Genomic DNA, 17867 nt, shown 5'->3' with positions numbered 1-17867 from the left:
TTTTATACATAATGATATTTTGATTTAGGTTTAACTTTTTCTTTTACACCATATTCATATTGAATATCATCATTGTAATCAAGCTGGAATTTATTAACAATCGCTTGTAGATTTTCTGTTAACTTATTTAAATTTTCTGCTGATTCACTAATTTGTCCCGTGCTTTCTGTCGCTTGTTGTGTAACTGTTTGAATCAACTCAACATTTTGAGCAATTTGCTGACTTGTAGCATTTTGTTCTTCACTAGCTGCAGCAAGTTGATTGATTAAGGCTGTTACTTCATCAGTATTCATAATAATTTCTTTAAGAGCATTTCCAGCATCAACAGCTAAAGTTTTACCTTTTTCAACTTCTAACTTGCCAATTTCAATAGCTTCAACTGCTCCGGAAGTATCTTCTTGAATTCTCTTGATCATCTGTTTAATTTCATTTGTTGCACTAGTTGTTCGTTCGGCTAATTTTCTAACTTCATCTGCAACAACAGCAAAACCTCTTCCATGTTCGCCAGCACGAGCAGCTTCAATTGCGGCATTTAATGCTAATAAATTTGTCTGATCCGCAATTTCATTAATTACTTGTATAATTGCTCCAATTTGATTGCTAGATTTTCCTAATTCTTCAATAGTAACTGCGGATTTAATAACAACATCGGCAATTCTGTTAATTCCTTCAACGGTTTCTTTAACAACTCTTCCGCCGTTTCGTGCTTTATTTCCGGCTTGTTCAGCGGTCTTTGCAGCTTCGCTAGCATTTTTTGTACTATCCGTAATTGTTCTCGTCATTTCATCAATTGAAGAAACAACTTCACTGGTTTGTGAATTTTGTTCACCAGCTCCAGCAGCCATTTCCACAGTTTTGGATTGGATTTGGTTAGCCGATGAAGCTAATTCTTCGGTACTTAATTTAACTCTGCCAATTATTTCACTAAGTGAAATTGCAACTTTATTTACATCGTTTTTAATATTTTCATAGTCACCTTTATAATTTCCTACCATCTTTGTTCTAAAATCACCGTTTGCCATTAGTGCTAAAACTTTTCTTGCTTCATCTATTGGCTCAATTGTAGATTTTCTAATTTTATTAAATCCTTCTAAAATTCTATGCCATCCGCCTTCAAAATTCTCAGACTTCATTTTAAATTGCAAATCACCTTTTTCATTTGCTTCTAGCATCTTATCAATTTCATCAAGAAGATTTTCAATTGTTACAACTTCTCTATTAAATGCTTTTGCAAGACTGTCTTTTTCAGAAGCTTCTCTTACTTTTTCTAAGCTTCCCTCTGCAATTTTCTTTGCGGCACTTATTTTTTCAAGCTGAGTTGATTTAAACTGATCTGCAATTTCCATTAACTTTCCAAATTCATCTTTTGAATTATTCTTAATTTCAAATTCAAAATTACCCAGTGAAAATTCATTGAAAATATTTACAAACTCGCTGATAGGCTTACTTAATTTAGGTGCAAGCATAAAAACGCTGAACATTAAAACTAATGTTCCCGCAATCATTCCGGCAATTAAAAATGTAAGCGCGTTTTCTTCCGCTTTTGAAAATTGTGCATTCAATTTTTCAGATTGCAATTGTAATTCGTTTACTATTATATCAAAATGATTAACTAATTTTGATCCGTACTCTTCTCCGGAAGTTGTTGAAATTACTGCAGCCATATCATACATTCCGGATGCAGAAGCGCTAATTATTGCATCGGCAACAATGTTTTTATATTCATTCCAAACATTTTTAATATCAGCAAATTTTTTCTGAAGACTATCACTATATGTTTGTTGTTGAAGTGTATCAATATATTCATCAATTTTTGCTTTATGTGAATTATATTCAGAAATATTTTTAGAGAAATCAGACGAAAATTCCTGAATCGAAAGTTTAAGCATTATAAATTGTGCTTTCTGAAATTCGCTGTATAAATCATCTATATATTCTTTTGGAGTTATAAAATCAGTGTATAAAGCTGCTTTTGAATTTTTCATTTTATTTATTTGGTACATATCACTCAACGCAATAAATGTTGAAATTGCGCCAAGTAATAAGAATCCTAACTGAATTTTACGTACGAATTTTAAATTTTTTATGAAGTCAATCATAATTTGTCCTAGTTTTTTACGTCAACTTGAATTGAATTTGTAATGACATTTTTACTTTTACATTTTTTCCGGCAGATTTTCCTGGAGTAAATTTACTTTTTTTAACCGCTTCAACAGTTGCTTCATCACAGCCAGCTCCAATTCCTTTAACAACTTTTACATCATCAACTTTTCCATCTTCATTAATAAATGCTAGGACATAAACTTTTCCTTGAACTCCAGCTTTTGTAGCTAATTCTGGATATTTAATTAATTTATAAATTCCTTCAAGACCTCCAACCGGTTCTGGCATTTGTTCTGCAAAAGCTAAATATTCATCATTTTGTTGTATATTAACAAAATTGTTATCGACAGCATAGATTTGCAAAAAAGCTGTTAAAAGAAACATTATTAATTTTTTATTCATAGATATCCCTTGATAATTTTTCAGTAAGAAATAATCGAGGATATTGGCTCGAAGTTTAAAATGAGAGTTTATTTTGTTGCGAACGGTAAAATTTTGTTGTAAATGGTTTTCCGAAATAAATTATTAAAAATCTCATTATACATTTTCTAATATTTTTTTTACATCCAGTAAATTTTCTGCAATGTGATTGACATAAATTTTCAAATTTTCTGGAATTGGAAGTTTTGTTTTTCCGGTAAGAATTAGAATTGTTTCGGCATAGATTTTTTTTGCGCCATACATATCAGTTTCCAAATCATCGCCTAACATTATAAATTTTGTATTTTCATCAAATCCAATTTTTCTTAATGCTGATTCAAAATAAATTTTAGAAGGTTTCCCAATTATTGTTGCAGATGTTGATGCTGCAAATTCAATCCCATGAATAAATGTTCCAGCATCAAGTTGAATTCCTTTTCCCGGAAAATTCCAGAATCTATTTTTATGAACTGCAATTAATTCTGCTCCACTTCTTACATACTCAAAAACTGTCTGCATTAATTTATAATTCCAATTTTCACCAATATCGCCAATTAAAACTGCTTCGGGATTTTCATATTCCAAAAATTCTGAAAATTTTGCAACCACATTTTCCGAAGTGTATATTGCAACTTTTTTATATCTTCTCTTTAAATAATCATAAGCGGAGTCAATAGCAGTAATAATTGGGATATTAATTTCAATATTATTCGAAGAAAAATAATTCTCAATTTGCTCTGAAGTGAATAATGAAGAATTACTTAAAATGCAAGCGGGAATTTTATTTGATTCAATAAAATTCAAAAATTCTTCTGCAAATTCTGCAATGTTGTTCCCTATTCTAAGAACACCATCTAAATCTATTAAAATTGGTTTTTGCAATAATTGCAAATTTTACTTTCCTAAAATTAAAACGCTGAAATCATTCCAACGCTGAACATACTATACTTTTCATTTAGATCATACTTATATTCCGCAACCATTCTGATATTTCTTCTATATAAATATCCAGCATGCAACGCTAAAGTTTTGTAATCCAAATAATCCAAATCAGAATTTATAAAATTAAATAAACCAACTGCATACCATTTACTTTCATCGCCTTTTGGTTTATAAATTATTTCTGCCAAACCGCCATGAGTTTTTACATTTTCATTTATAAAAGTATGAATTGCTTTAGAATCTTTTCTCCACATATATTGAAGATTAAATTCAATTTTATCATTTCCCAAAGTTAAATCGGGACCAAACATTGTTACATTATCATTTATTTCAGAAATATTATCTAATTCCTCTTTTGCTAAATATCCAAATCCTCCAATTCTCAAATATTCGCCAACATCTTGAGAAACTCTTAGAAAATAATTTTTATATTTATCTTTATCAAAGTTTTTAATTGCATCAGCCTCATCTATTCCGTTACCATTTAATATTTCAAAAATAATATCTGTTCCGGATTCAAGTCCGTATGTTAACATAATTCCTCTATCATAAGCTAAATTTGTTGAACCGTTTTCAACATGCATTTTGTAAACTTGATAGTCTTCCAAAGTTAGTCTTAACTCTCTTTTAAAGAGTGGATCTGAAATTTGAAATTGTCCAAAATAAATATCAAAATCTTGATCAAGCAAATTATTAAACATTAAATAAGCATCTTCAACTCCAACAACTTTACCACGTTCGTTCATATAGAAATAAAAATAATATGATAACTTACTTGATAATTCTCCGCCGGATAAAAGTTTAACTAAATATGGCGACTGCAAATCCAATCCACGATTTTGCTCATCGGTTTTTAGACTCATATGAAGATCCAATCTAACTGCAATTGGAAAATCTCTTATAAGCGAAAGTTCATCATCACCGGTCTCAACAAAATATCTTGTTGATTGCATTTCCGGAAATCTGAATCCGTTTCCGGCAAAATCATCACCGTATGGTTTTAAACTTGGCATTGGAGAGTGGCATGTTTGGCAGCTTAATTTATATTTTCTTGCAAAAGCTGGAATTGCAAAAATTTCTATTGCAGAAATTGTAATAAAAAATATTACCATCAAAACTTTTTTAAATGTGTACATTTTATAAACTCCTTAATCAATAATATTTATAGTTGTAAAATGCTCATTTACTAATAACGGTTCGTATTCTTCAGAGGGAACATTAAGTAATTTACCAACGGAAGAAATTAATTTTTGATAATACAATTTTGCGTTAATTTTTAATTTGCCTTCAGAAATATTATCCGGAATGTTAAATGTAAAAGTTTCGATTTTTGTTTCTCGTGGACCAATTCTGTAATCAACTCCAAGAGATGCTGTATTCCATTGCTGAATCGTCATTCTATTTTGAGGATCGAAATACGGCATTCTAAAAATTCTATTTCCAATTTGTATATCATCGCGTTTAACCCCTTCAAAATTAGGGTTTGCAAGCGCAATTCCCATATCTTGATAAGCATTTACATCGGATGAAATTGTATATTCTTCTCCATCAAAACCTTTTTTATCAACAGGTATATGATATGTTTTTCCGGTTTCGTCAAATGCCTCAACTTGAAGCCAAACAATTCTATCTTCAACAGAACCGGTTGGGAATTTATGTCCGGTTTTTTGATTAAACAAAACAACTGTAAATTTTACAGTTTCACCGGGTTCAGCTTCTTCAATATCCGGATGAATTCTCAACTCAATTGTTCCTTTTACTTTTCCCGGATCGTGAGCCCCATGAAATAAATGTTGGCGAGAGTCTGGATATTTATTTCCCATTGCTCCAATTATTGATTCTCCTTTTGGCATATGACAATCTTGACATTGAACTCCCTCTTTTGAATAAGGTCCTTCTTTCCATTCCAAGTGTGTTGATTTAACCCAAATTCCATAGGGGCTTTTTTCATTATGACAAATGCCGCAAAAATCACCGGAACGATGCAAATCTGTAACCGAAATTTCATGTGCCGGAGATTGTATTCCATTTCCTCTACCGCTAAATTTTGTTTTTCCGGGTTTCATTATATAATTAAAATTATAAGGAGTGTCCCCTTCAAATCCGGAAATACTATGACAAACTTCGCAAGAGACTCCTTCGTTGGCTCTTGAATTAAATTCCGGTTTTGGCGGAGGCGTATCTCCAGCAACATATGAAATTGGTGCATGGCATCCGTTACATCCATCTTTTACTTCTGCAACTTTTTCATCTTTCTCAGCATGAGGAACAGCAAGTTTAAAATATTCAATCTCATCCCAATGATGCGTATACGATTTTGACATCATTGATTGTTTCCATTGCTGATAAAAATCAGAATGACAAGCAGCTCCGCAGAACTCCGGCGTTTTAAAATCTTCATATTTTAATTCACCGTGTTTTGTACTTGTTTGAGAATAAATTATAACAGAAAAGCAAAAATGTAAAATGCAGAACAACTTTGGTTTTCTCATTTTCACCACCATTTATTTATAAGTTAACTTAATAATTATTAAAAAGATAGTCAACTCTTAATTTAGTATATAAAGCATTTGGGTGAATAATTTATTCAAACTTGCTCCGTAAAAATTATTTGATTATGTTTATGTAGATTCAATCTAAATAATATTTGTTGTTTAACAATTACGATTAATGAAAACTGCTGCAAAATTAAAATTTGGCGAAAAAGCAATTATAAATTACATTGATGAAAATCATCCGTCCTTTAGAAGAATAATAGAAATTGGATTTACACCTGGACAAGAAATAGAATTATTAAGTTCCTCAATTTTTAATGATCCCCTTGCATTTTCACTTCGCGGAACAATGATTGCAATAAGAAAACATGAAGCGGAATCTATCATTTTATCATGAAAGAAATCTTAACTGAAAACAAAAATTTAATTACTTTAGTTGGCCCCCCGAATTCCGGGAAAACAACTTTGTTTAATTTTTTGAGCGGAAAAAATTTCAAAACAGTTAATTATCCTGGCTCAACAATTGAGTATAATTCAACCGAATTTTTATCCAAGTTTGAAATTGATGCTAATTTGTTAGATTCTCCGGGAATTATCAGCCTAATTCCAAATTCTCCAGATGAAGAAATTACCGTAAATTCCTTGTACGAACATCCAAAATTTGGAGTTCCAAATATTGTAATTGTTACGGTTGATTCTAGTCAAGTTTCACGTCATTTATTATTAGTTAAGCAGCTTTTGGAATCAAACTTTAATGTAATAATCGCATTAACAATGACGGATATTTTACATAAAAAAGGTTTTACAATTTCTCCAACAAAATTAGAAGAAAAAATTGGGTGCAAAGTTGTAAAAATTGATGGAAGAACCGGAAAAGGAGTTGAAAATTTAGCAGTAACAATTAGACAAATTTTATCAATTTCAGATAACACTAAAAATAATTTAACAAAACTAATTCCAAGTGCACATGCCGAAAGAATTATTAGATTCTACAAAGAAATTGAACAAATTGAAAATGAAGTAGTTTCTGAAATCGCAGCTGAAAAAAATCTTAAAAATGCTAATGAACAGTTAAATAAATTATCGCAAAATTTTATAAATAAGCCGGATAGTTTTACTTTAAAACTTGATAGAATTTTATTGCACAAATTTTGGGGAATAATATTTTTTCTTTTAATAACCGGAACAATATTTACATCAATATTCTGGCTTGCGCTTCCTTTAATGGAATTGATAGATGAATTTTTTGCAGTTATGGCAAATACTGCTTCAAATTATTTAGGCAATAATTGGTACGGAGATTTAATTGCAGACGGTATTATCAGCAGCGTTGGTGCTGTAATTATTTTTGTTCCTCAAATTGTAATTTTGTTTATTATTCTTGGATTTCTTGAAGATACTGGATATTTAGCCCGTGGTGCAATGTTAATTGATAAACCTCTTTCAAAAATTGGATTGAACGGAAGATCATTTGTGCCAATGCTTTCAGGATTTGCGTGTGCTATACCGGCAATGCTTGCAGCAAGAACTATTTCAAATAGAAAAGAAAGACTACTAACAATTTTCATAATTCCATTAATGAGTTGCAGTGCACGTCTACCTGTTTATGCTTTACTGATTGCATTTTTAATTCCTAAAGAAAATTTTTTAATTGGCGGATTTATTTTTTCATTTATTTATTTATTCAGTATTATCAGTTCCGTAGTTATTGCGGGAATTATTAACAAATTTAGTAGAACCATTATTCGCGAAGAAGATAATTCATCATTCATTTTGGAATTGCCATCTTATAAAATTCCCAAACTGAAATCCGTTGTACTAAATACATTATCAAGTACAAGACAGTATTTAAAGGAAGCCGGACCGGTAATTATTGTTTTTTCTATAGTTCTTTGGGTTTTAACGTATTTCCCGAATACAAATCCACAAATTGACACAAATAATTTAACGGAAACAGAAATTGTTGATGCAATTCAAATGGAAAGAATTTCAACATCTTATGCCGCACAAATCGGAAAAATTATAGAACCTGTTATGATTCCAATAGGTATGGATTGGAGAATTGGAGTTTCATTAATTTCTGCATTTGTTGCGAGAGAAGTTTTTGTGAGCTCTTTGGCATTAATTTTCAGAGTTTCCGGTGATGAAGAAACTTTAAGAGATTCAATTTTAAATGCAATGAGACACGCTAAAATTAATGGAACCGATAAAAATCTTTTTACACCATCAACCGCACTCGGTTTAATAATATTTTTTGTATTTGCAATGCAGTGTTTATCAACAATAGCCGTTGCAAAAAAGGAAAGCGGACATTGGCGAATACCGTTATTTCAAATATTAATTTTTTCCGGTTTTGCATATTTTGCAACTTTTATTACGGTAAATGGATTAAGATTGTTTGGAATTGATTAAATCAATTCGTTCCATATAAAATAATTATTTAAGTAATATGGCTTTTTTTGTATCAATAAAGTCATCGATGGATAGTTTTATTATGTAAACACCACTTGAGAATTTTGTTGCATCAAATTCAATTTCATAAATTCCCCCTTTTTGTTTTTCATTTACCAACTCGATTATTTCGCGACCAATTACATCGTATATTTTTAGATTAACATTACTTGTATAAAATTTATTATATCTATTGTGAATAGAATATTTTATTCTTGTTTTTGGATTAAATGGATTGGGATAGTTTTGATATAAACAATAGTTTAGGTTATTAACTGCTGAATCTTTATAACTGTTAAGAAAAGAGTCATTTTTCAGGTTTACAATTTCAGTATTGCCAAATAAATATTTTAAATCTAGCACCAATTCATCTAATGGAAATATTAATTCTAATAGTCTAAGAGTTTCTTTTGCTCTAGAAGTATCACCTAAAGAAACAAAATAGATGAGAGCTAAATTAAATAATGAATATTTTTTCACTATTAAATTTGAATCATATTTTTCAATTAGATATTCAATATTTCGAATTACTTTATTATAATTTTTCTCGATTAGTGAGCACTGATTTTGCAATTCAGTACAAACTATATCAAGATCAATATTTTCTTCTGAATTCAATTCAGTTATTTCTTTTAATAATTCTCCAAATCCAGATTTATCTGAAAGTGTAAAACAATCTTTTATTCTAGTTAATACATTTGCTGCTAGTGGGCTGGTTATATTTTTTTTAATATAATTCTGATATAACAAAATAGCATCGTTGTAAAATCCATCTTGTTGATATTTTAGTGCTTTTTCAAGATTTGAGTTTTTGTTACATATTAAATTGAAATTATTCTCATCATTGGTTGTAATATTTTGATTATTTGAAAAACCATCCCAAATAGGAAGATTATCAAAATAGGAATTGAAGATGTTAAATTTAGGATTCGTTCCCCAATTGTTCAATTCTGCTTTTATAAAACAATTATAATTTGCATTTATTTCACAATTATTAATCTCATTTGAAAACGTATTTAGCCCAACATATTTCATCGTTCCGAAGTATAAATTACAATAGTATTCAGACATAATTTCACAGTTATTATTAATGAAAATGTTTTCACCCGTTTTAGAATAACTAGATAAAAAATTACTACTAAGCATATAAATACTGCTATAATATGAACTCTTCAAACCGTAAGTTGAATTTTTCTTTAATAAATTTTTATATAAAAAACATTTGAGTGAAAACAATCAATACCAACATCATTTTCATAAATGTTATTTCTTTCAATTTTTATAAAAGAGTTATTTACATAAATTCCTTTTTGTTTATTTGCAAAAATATTGTTGCAACTGATTGAATTATCCAAATTGTTTATATCAAAAACATTAATTGCTGTATTATTTTTATATAAACTATTATTACATATTTTGGGCAGAGTTTTTTTACAATTTATTCCAGTTATTGCGTTTTGAATTTCACAATTTTCTAATATTCCGTTTGCAAGAGGATCAAATACGATACCTCCCCATTTATTTTTTTCATTAATACTTTTAAATGATATTACATTTGAATTAATTCCGGAAGCAATTAGATTTCCTTTCACTATTAATTGTAAATCCTTATCGAAATTTAATTTTACCCCATCCTCAATAGTTAATGAGCCTTCAATAACTGGTGATCCATTACTTATATTTATTTTAGTATTTTTAGATATTATCAAATCTCCTTGAATCATTAAATTCCCAATCCAATTTTCATTAGATATGATTTTTCCACCAGTTATTAAAGTAAATGGAACATAATTATGCTTTGTAAGAGTAATATATAATGGTCTTACTGATGTATTAATTTCGAATGGAGGATTACCAGTTATAACTTTGTAAAATTCCTTCCAGACATTGTGCTTGAAACACAAACTTTACAACTATCAATACTTGTTTTTATAATTACATTATTTTTATTATCAATAAGTTTCACATTTGTAAATTTCTGTGATTTGTTTGTCCAAATTTCTAAAGTTGGATCTCCAATAAGTAAATATTTATATCTGTCGAAACAACTTTCCAACGAATAATCATTCATTGAATTTTTTATAATATTTCCGAGTAAAAAAATATTTTGGTTACATATTGAGCTAAACAACTTTTTATTGAATATATTATTCATAGTATTTTCTGTAGCACCCGTAGCCCCAAGAAATGCAACTGCTCCATACTTATTCATAACAAATTCTTCGGCAATCGTTAAATCTTCCATTTCAAGATCTGCAGTAAAACAAGCTATTGAAAAAACAATTGGATTCCATGGTTGATAGCTTATTTTGTTAAGTTCTGATCCAGAAAAGCTTTCTCCGATATTGCTCCATGAATCCCATCCAGTTGCGCCAGCATGACCGCGATAATTAACTATATTTACACCAGAACTTAAGAAAGTATTAATATCTTCATTGCACCCAGATTCTGCGCCAAATACTTTAATAAATTTAGGCTGATTTATATATTCCTTATTAAAAATTGAATTTGAACATGAATTATAAATTTTATTTTGGTGAGAAATTAGAAGTACATTGTTTATTATATCATCTGCTGGTAATTGTATTTCATAATTTATTAATTTATCAATAGCGTAGTTTACATCTTCAAATATTTGATAACACAAAATTTTTTTGCTTGGAATTATTCTACCGACAGGTACTTCTATGTTGAAAACATTTCCATCCAAGTCTCCATATCTAATATCGCTTGAGTAATTTGTATGTGGATAAACTAAAGGAATATTTTCAACATCTCCAACAAGCAAAATAAATTTAATATTATTTTTTTCGTATTCATGTTTCACAAAATTTTTTATTTCTTTCCATTCTTTTCCAATAGAACTGAGTTTTACAACTTTAGTTGTAATTCCCTTTCTTGTTTTCCAATCTGCAAATCTGTTTATGTCGTAAAAAAATTTATCGTCAGCAATAATTAAATAGTCATACAATTTTATAGAATTTATAGTAGAATTATTAATGTTGCTTCTTGAATAATGGACTGAAATAAAAATTTGAAAGTTGATCAAAAGTAGAAAATATAATATTTTCATATTATCACCTTTCTGAGAATGCTTCTTTGCTACTGCATTTTATTTCATATACTTCTTCTGCATATTTTAAAATTTTGTTTTGATCTTTATTGAAGTTATACTAAAACCATAATTTAATTTCATTTACAGCATTCTTTGATGAAATCGTTTATTAAACCCATATTAAAATTTGAGCTAAATCTTTTAATTAAATTTTTCACTTATTTTTTCATCAATATATTAATTGCAACTTCTCCCAAATACTGAGAGAAGCTGTTTTATTTTTCTATTTACTTTTCAAAATCTGCTAATTTGTAATCTTTAAGGGCTTTCATTTCTGCAATTTGAATTTCTTCAACTTCAACAACACCTTTTTCATCTAATAAATGTTTGAAATAAAAATTTCTGCACATTCGTTGAACTCTTTCACAATTATCAAATTTAGCAGCTTGTTTTACTGCAAACATTCCTTGTTCAGAGTTTATTTTGTAAAGTGATAATGCGGCAATTATTCTCATTCCATCAACTTTTGATGAATGTAGAATTTTCATTAATGGAATAACTGCTTTCTTTGATTTGATTTCACCCAAATAATAGGCACAACTAAACTGAAGCCCTTGATTATCTGATTTTAGTCCAACTAATAGATTTTTTTCAATAGTCTTGTACCTTACAAGTGAGTCTGTTTTGACTTGCCCAGATGAAAATATTTTAGTTACCAATAAGAAAGTTACAACCAGAAATGCAATTTTTTTAATTGATGTTTTCATTATTATCTCCAAGTTTTTTGTTTGATAAATAATAAAAGTCTAAAAACGTACCATAATAAATCTGGTATGTTAATCTCCATAATCTATTGTAATTAAATGAGTTACCTTTTAAGAATTTTAATGTTATTTAGGAGTGGATATATTTTTTAGCAGAAGTTTGCGAGGATAAAGATGTGTGTTATTTGTTAAATTGTGAATTTGAAGAATCTTTTAATGTTTAAAAAATAATTGTCGGAAAATTGCTCGCATTTTTATGCGAGCATTAAATAATAAAATTTCTATAGTTTTTCTATATTCAATTTTCGCATTTTGTATCGCAGTGTTTGTTCAGGAATATCAAGTGATCTAGCTGTTTGTGATTGATTCCATTCATTTTCTTCGAGGGACTTTTTGATTATTTTTTTTTCGTAATTTTCTAATTCTACAGTTAATGAAATTATTTTTCTGTTATTAGTAGATTCAGTATATGTACGAATATCTTCCTGTATTTTTGGAGAAAGGTATTCTATTTCAATTACTTCGATATTAAAAGGAACGATTGTTACAATATGTTCAACAAAATTTTCTAATTCTCTTATATTTCCGCTCCAATTTTTATTCTTAATATAATCAAGAATTTTTTTGTGAAAAAATTCCGCTTTCTTATTTTGTTCTTTCGAAAATTTTAGTAAAAAGAAATTAGCGATAATTGGAATATCTGTTTTTCTTTCATTTAATGAAGGGACCTTTATTGGATAAACCATGAGTCTAAAAAATAAATCCTCACGAAATTGCTTATTTACTACCAAAGTGTGTAAAGGAACGCTTGTTGCTGCAATAAATCTTACATCAACTTTTATTACTTTTATACTTCCCACCGGACGAACTTCACCTTCTTGTAAAACCCTTAATAATTTTGCCTGCATTTCATAAGAAAGATTACAGATTTCATCAAGAAATAAAGTGCCTTTATTTGCTTGAACTATTAGGCCTGTATGATCTTGATTTGCACCAGTAAATGCACCCTTAACATGACCAAATAATTCACTTTCTATTAAATTATTAGATATTGCCCCACAATCAATCGCAATAAAAGGGAATCCGGATCTGTTACTAAAATTATGAATTGCCCTTACTATTAATTCTTTCCCAGTTCCGGTTTCTCCTTCAATTACAACTCTTACATCGCATTTTGATGCAGCTTCAATACCTTGTAATAATTCAATAAATGAATTGCTTTTACCCAATAATCCTACACTTTTATATTTGTTTACAAGAATATTTTGTGTTACTGGTAGATTGAAAAATTCTTGAATTTTTTGAGCATTATTAATAAACGGGGCAGAAATAATTGCAATTTTTTGTAAATACATTAAATCATTTTCTTCAAACGAATCCTTGTCATTCTTATTCATTAAAATTATATACCCAATTTTTGTATCATTATTATTTAGTGGTGAGCAAATTATTGATTTAATTGGAAATGAATTAAACAAATTTTCTTTGAACCGAACATCAGTTTTAATATCTGAAACAAGAATTGGTTTTTTATTAATAATTACCCATCCGATTATTATTGATTGTAGAATAGAATATTGTTCGTTTTTAATTTTAATTTCTTTTTTATAGACTGTTTTATACGTTTCTTGTGAACTTGGATTAATCATTAAAATTGAAGTAATATCAGAATTGAATATTGCTGATGTTTTTGATGATACAATACGAAGCATTTCATCAAAATTGTTTTGGTTATTTAGTATTTCTGCAAGCTCAAAAAGATATTCTAATTTTTTCAATTTATTTTGCTAAAGTAATATTATTTTAAAAACTATTTAAATCTTTAATTCATTGAAGATAATGTTGATCCTATCTTTATGATATTTCTCTTTAAATAATTTTACATATTCTTCATGATTAATAATTAAACTAAAAAAAATCTCAAATTTTAAAGAATTTAAAATTGTTTTACTTATTTGAATAAGTTCAAAAACATTGTCAAAAATGTTATTTAATCCTTCTTTTAATATAATTTTTGAAATCAATTCTTCATCCACAAAATTTTCATCTATAATAATCTGTGGAGAAGTATTTAATAATTTCAAGATAACATAGTTGAATCTTTTTCTTGAAAAATCTTCTTCAATATCTTCTAAATCATCTAAAATTTGTGCTGCTAGAGTTAAGTTAGTTGAAAAATTTAAAATGTCTTTTAAGATATTTTCTTTTCGGTATTTTTTGCAGACTGCTGATATTCCAATATTGAATAATGATATAACATTATAATAGGTGTTTAATAATTCATCAGGATCAGTTCTAATATTTTGCTGCATTTCATCTACTTTAATTGCCGCAAGTATTGTTAAACTAATTGAATCATGGAATGAGGTCCAAAACGAATCTGAACTTTTAAAATACTTTTTATAAGTTTTTATTGATTCTATTTGGAGTAAATCTGAGGAAGCTAAAAGTGTGTTACTTTTTATTTCACCGTCATACAAATCATCCTTTATTCTAAAAGCTAGTATTAAACAAAACTGAGCCCATATAATATCTTGCAAGAAAATATTTTGATGTGAACTAATTTTTGAATTATTTGATAAATGTTCATCCAGTGAAATTAAAATTTCACTCCAAAGAGGATAACCATAATTACATTTTTCATAATTATTGTCATGAAGATAATTTTTTTCTTTCATATAATTATTTAAATCAGCCTTTATTAATTCCGGCCAAAATTTAACTAATTCATCAAAGCGACTTTTAAAGTCCATTAAATACATTTTCAGAATTCTTTTTGTAAAACATATAATTATCTTGGTGAATCGGTATCCTCAATAGGAGGAATAGGAAAAGTTGGCCACCATGGTATTGGTGGTTTTATTGATATTGCTCCCAAAGTTGTTGAATAATTTTTAAAAGTTGCATAAAATTTACCAATCATTTCTTTATTTGAAACAGTTTTGTTTAGAATAGTATTAATTTCTACAATCTCAGAATCTGTTAAGTTAAAATTTGATTTGAAATTTTCCGGATTTTGAAGAAAATCATTAAAAAATATTTCATCAGTTAAAGCTTGATTATAGATTGCTTTAATTTTTTCTAGATCGATCATGGGTTTCCTCCTTAAACATTATTTTAATTGACGGATTCTATTACTTATTGAATCCTTATTTTTTGTTGAGTCAACTTTTATATATTCTTTATAATACTGTAGAGCTTTAAGTGTATCTTTTCTTTTATCAAAAATTTTACCCAATTTTAGATATACGGATAATTTTCCCTTATTTAGTTGAAGAATTTTGAAATATTCGATTATAGATAAATTAGTATCCAATTTTTCAAGATATAAATCAGCAATTCTTTCTCGTATTTCTAAATTATTAGGTTCAATATCTAAAATTGTTTTAAACGAATTAATTGCATTATTTGTCTCGCCAAACTCTAGATCATAATTTGCGGAATTTTCAATTGAATATATTAATGGAACACCTTCTTTTTTAATATTTTCAAAATAAAGCGAATCATAGTAATTCGATCGGTTCAGATTTTTTTGTTTATTGTATGCTATTTTAAGAAGTAAATAAATATCATTATTTACTGGTTTTATATTAAAAGAATTTTCCAAAGTTTTAATTGCTTGAGAATACATTTTTAATTTTGTATAACAGAATCCTAACAACGTATACACTTCGGGAAAATTCCATTTCATTTCCATTATTTGTTCTAAGAAATAAATTGATTCATTATAATTTGTAAGAGTACAATATAAATAAGCAAGATTGTACATAATTATATTATTCCTTGGCATATACTCTAAAGCAAGTTTTAAATATTTAATTTGATTTTCTATATCTTTATTAACATAGGCTTCAGCCCATTTTATCATAATCTGTTCATTTCTATTAGCTTTTTGTTCTAAGTTTTTAACCATTCTAAACTGTTCAATGGCTTCTTTAATTTCTCCTCTATAAATAAGTGTTGGAATTAACCATATTCTTGGGGAAATAAAAGTTGAGTCTAAACTAATGGCACTTTTTAAATATTTTTCTTCATTTACCTTATCAAGCTTGTAATTAAATTCACTTGCAATTAGAAATGATTTTAATGCGGAAAGATTATTTGTACCTTGAATGAAAGGCTGTAAATCTTTGTCATGCCTCAAATCAATTTTTTGAATTTGGAAATAATCCAAAATAACATTGGAAATTTTGTTTGCTATTTCTGGTAATTCGCTTTCCGTTTCAAAATAATTATTTTTTGAAAAAATTATTTCTTTTGTATCTGTTTTAATTAAATATGTTTGTAAATTTTTTTTCGTTTGGGAGATTATTGTTCCTACCAAATAATAATCTATTGACATTTCTCCCAATATTCTGTTCATATTTACTGCTGATCTTATATCACCAACTATTTTCAGATTTTCTATTAATCCATTCATACTTATTGGATCAATAATTTTAATATTTTCATAGTTAATTAAATTTTGTGATAGTAATGATTGAAGCAGTAGAGATGTTTCGGAAAAATTTTTACTGGATTCTGAATTTTTAAATAAAATTGCTATTTGTTTATAATTTTTTTCGCCATTAAAATAATTTTTTTTAATACTTGCGAAAAAATAAATGATTGAAATTATTAACAAAAATGCAGTCGCAATAAGTAATTTTGAAAATTTAAATATCTTACTTTTAGTAGCTACGGAATATTTAATTTTCAGCAATTTTATTATTTCGTCAACAGACTGAAATCTTAATTCCTTATTTTTGTCTAAGCATTTTATAATTATTTCTTCAAGTAACTTATCTTTTTTATTTTTGTTTATTTCGGTTAGATTAGGCTCATCATTTAAAATTGAAAATAATGTTGATTGTTCATATTTATCATTAAATGGCTTTTTATTACTTATTAGTTCATATAGTAAAACACCAAATGACCAAATGTCTGTTCTATGATCTAAATTTTCACCTTTGATTTGCTCAGGTGACATGTAAGCAAAAGTTCCGGAAGTTGATTCGGTCGAAGTTAAATTAATATCTTCGAAATTTTTAGCTAATCCAAAATCTAAAATTTTAACTTCATTTTTGTTTGTAATAAAAATATTTGCTGGTTTTATATCTCTATGAATAATTCCTTTTTCATGAGATGCTTGTAAACCATTTAATATTTGAAAAATTATATTTACAATTTGATCATGCTCTAATGATTTATTTTCAATTTTTTGTTTAAGAGTTTCTCCTTCATAATATGCCATTACTATAAAAACTTGATTATCATCTGTCTCAACAACTTCATGAATATTGCAAATATTTGGATGTTCTAAAGTAGCTGAAGTTCTAGCTTCACTAATAATACTAAATCTATAAACATCGTCAATATAACAATTGGAAGGCAAAAATTTAAGTGCAACAAAACGGTTAAGCTTTTCGTCGAAGGCTTTATAAACAACACCCATTCCGCCACTGCCGAGTTTTTCAATAATTCTATAATGATTTATTAATCGCCCAATCATTTACTCTAGCCTATGATTGATTAAAATAAAATCAAATAAACTGTAAGTAGAATCCTTGGGGAAGCGCTGGAAATGTAAAATGGAGAAAACTTAGAATTTAAAATTCATAATGTTTCTCACAAGGTTTAGGCTTATTGCTTTATGTG

Annotated in this window: 15 protein-coding genes; 2 read left to right on the top strand and 13 right to left on the bottom strand. The window is 27.9% G+C overall.

All coding sequences use genetic code 11. The features are described 5' to 3' along the window. Positions 1–2: 2 nt before the first annotated feature. The 5 genes from IPM32_07375 to IPM32_07355 form a co-directional block, all read right to left on the bottom strand. A complete protein-coding gene (locus IPM32_07375; GenBank protein ID MBK8945082.1) occupies positions 3–2099 on the bottom strand; it encodes a methyl-accepting chemotaxis protein in 2097 nt (698 codons plus the stop codon). 16 nt (positions 2100–2115) lie between these two features. Continuing rightward, positions 2116–2505: an energy transducer TonB gene (locus tag IPM32_07370; protein MBK8945081.1), complete on the bottom strand. Its 390-nt coding sequence runs from the start codon at positions 2503–2505 to the stop codon at positions 2116–2118. Between the two features lie 135 nt (positions 2506–2640). After that, positions 2641–3414: an HAD hydrolase-like protein gene (locus IPM32_07365; protein ID MBK8945080.1), complete on the bottom strand. Its 774-nt coding sequence runs from the start codon at positions 3412–3414 to the stop codon at positions 2641–2643. Positions 3415–3431: 17 nt separating this feature from the next. After that, the gene (locus IPM32_07360; protein ID MBK8945079.1) at positions 3432–4601 is read right to left on the bottom strand and encodes a hypothetical protein; all 1170 of its coding nucleotides are present in this window, start codon (positions 4599–4601) and stop codon (positions 3432–3434) included. A 12-nt stretch (positions 4602–4613) separates the two neighbouring features. Continuing rightward, positions 4614–5957: a NapC/NirT family cytochrome c gene (locus IPM32_07355; GenBank protein MBK8945078.1), complete on the bottom strand. Its 1344-nt coding sequence runs from the start codon at positions 5955–5957 to the stop codon at positions 4614–4616. 178 nt (positions 5958–6135) lie between these two features. Between IPM32_07355 and IPM32_07350 the strand changes: the two genes are divergently transcribed. Then, positions 6136–6357, top strand: a complete 222-nt coding sequence (locus IPM32_07350; protein ID MBK8945077.1) for a ferrous iron transport protein A — start codon at positions 6136–6138, stop codon at positions 6355–6357. Continuing rightward, entirely contained in the window at positions 6354–8372 is a 2019-nt protein-coding gene (gene feoB / locus IPM32_07345) for a ferrous iron transport protein B (GenBank protein ID MBK8945076.1), read from the top strand. The genes IPM32_07350 and feoB overlap by 4 nt, the downstream gene beginning before the upstream one ends. Before the next feature lie 24 nt (positions 8373–8396). On the opposite strand, the gene IPM32_07340 is transcribed toward feoB, so the two are convergent. The 8 genes from IPM32_07340 to IPM32_07305 all read right to left on the bottom strand — a co-directional run bounded on the left by IPM32_07340 (position 8397) and on the right by IPM32_07305 (position 17721). After that, entirely contained in the window at positions 8397–9482 is a 1086-nt protein-coding gene (locus IPM32_07340) for a T9SS type A sorting domain-containing protein (protein ID MBK8945075.1), read from the bottom strand. Between the two features lie 125 nt (positions 9483–9607). Then, complete coding sequence (locus IPM32_07335) at positions 9608–10315, bottom strand: right-handed parallel beta-helix repeat-containing protein (GenBank protein ID MBK8945074.1); 708 nt, start codon at positions 10313–10315, stop codon at positions 9608–9610. Next, positions 10270–11484 carry a hypothetical protein gene (locus IPM32_07330; GenBank protein ID MBK8945073.1) on the bottom strand — a complete coding sequence of 405 codons (1215 nt, stop codon included), beginning with the start codon at positions 11482–11484 and terminating at the stop codon, positions 10270–10272. Before IPM32_07330 ends, IPM32_07335 begins: the two co-directional genes overlap by 46 nt. Before the next feature lie 269 nt (positions 11485–11753). After that, positions 11754–12233 (bottom strand): hypothetical protein, encoded by a 480-nt coding sequence (locus IPM32_07325; GenBank protein ID MBK8945072.1) that lies wholly within the window; start codon positions 12231–12233, stop codon positions 11754–11756. 278 nt (positions 12234–12511) lie between these two features. Further along, positions 12512–14008, bottom strand: a complete 1497-nt coding sequence (locus IPM32_07320) for a sigma-54-dependent Fis family transcriptional regulator (GenBank protein ID MBK8945071.1) — start codon at positions 14006–14008, stop codon at positions 12512–12514. 36 nt (positions 14009–14044) lie between these two features. Continuing rightward, on the bottom strand, positions 14045–14983 hold the full coding sequence (locus IPM32_07315) for a hypothetical protein (protein ID MBK8945070.1): 939 nt from the start codon (positions 14981–14983) through the stop codon (positions 14045–14047). A 38-nt stretch (positions 14984–15021) separates the two neighbouring features. Further along, positions 15022–15324, bottom strand: coding sequence for a hypothetical protein (locus tag IPM32_07310; GenBank protein ID MBK8945069.1), 303 nt, complete (start codon positions 15322–15324; stop codon positions 15022–15024). A gap of 18 nt (positions 15325–15342) precedes the next feature. Then, positions 15343–17721, bottom strand: a complete 2379-nt coding sequence (locus tag IPM32_07305) for a protein kinase (GenBank protein MBK8945068.1) — start codon at positions 17719–17721, stop codon at positions 15343–15345. Positions 17722–17867 lie beyond the last annotated feature (146 nt).

It is taken from the genome of Ignavibacteriota bacterium, from assembly GCA_016716225.1.
GTDB lineage: Bacteria > Bacteroidota > Ignavibacteria > Ignavibacteriales > Melioribacteraceae.
This window is presented reverse-complemented; position numbering and strand designations above follow the sequence as displayed.

Coding starts and splice junctions, on each gene's coding strand:
- IPM32_07375 (MBK8945082.1), bottom strand. CDS start 2,099: ATGATTGACTTCATAAAAAATTTAAAATTCGTACGTAAAATTCAGTTA.
- IPM32_07370 (MBK8945081.1), bottom strand. CDS start 2,505: ATGAATAAAAAATTAATAATGTTTCTTTTAACAGCTTTTTTGCAAATC.
- IPM32_07360 (MBK8945079.1), bottom strand. CDS start 4,601: ATGTACACATTTAAAAAAGTTTTGATGGTAATATTTTTTATTACAATT.
- IPM32_07355 (MBK8945078.1), bottom strand. CDS start 5,957: ATGAGAAAACCAAAGTTGTTCTGCATTTTACATTTTTGCTTTTCTGTT.
- IPM32_07350 (MBK8945077.1), top strand. CDS start 6,136: ATGAAAACTGCTGCAAAATTAAAATTTGGCGAAAAAGCAATTATAAAT.
- feoB (MBK8945076.1), top strand. CDS start 6,354: ATGAAAGAAATCTTAACTGAAAACAAAAATTTAATTACTTTAGTTGGC.
- IPM32_07340 (MBK8945075.1), bottom strand. CDS start 9,482: ATGTCTGAATACTATTGTAATTTATACTTCGGAACGATGAAATATGTT.
- IPM32_07330 (MBK8945073.1), bottom strand. CDS start 11,484: ATGAAAATATTATATTTTCTACTTTTGATCAACTTTCAAATTTTTATT.
- IPM32_07325 (MBK8945072.1), bottom strand. CDS start 12,233: ATGAAAACATCAATTAAAAAAATTGCATTTCTGGTTGTAACTTTCTTA.
- IPM32_07315 (MBK8945070.1), bottom strand. CDS start 14,983: ATGGACTTTAAAAGTCGCTTTGATGAATTAGTTAAATTTTGGCCGGAA.
- IPM32_07310 (MBK8945069.1), bottom strand. CDS start 15,324: ATGATCGATCTAGAAAAAATTAAAGCAATCTATAATCAAGCTTTAACT.
- IPM32_07305 (MBK8945068.1), bottom strand. CDS start 17,721: ATGATTGGGCGATTAATAAATCATTATAGAATTATTGAAAAACTCGGC.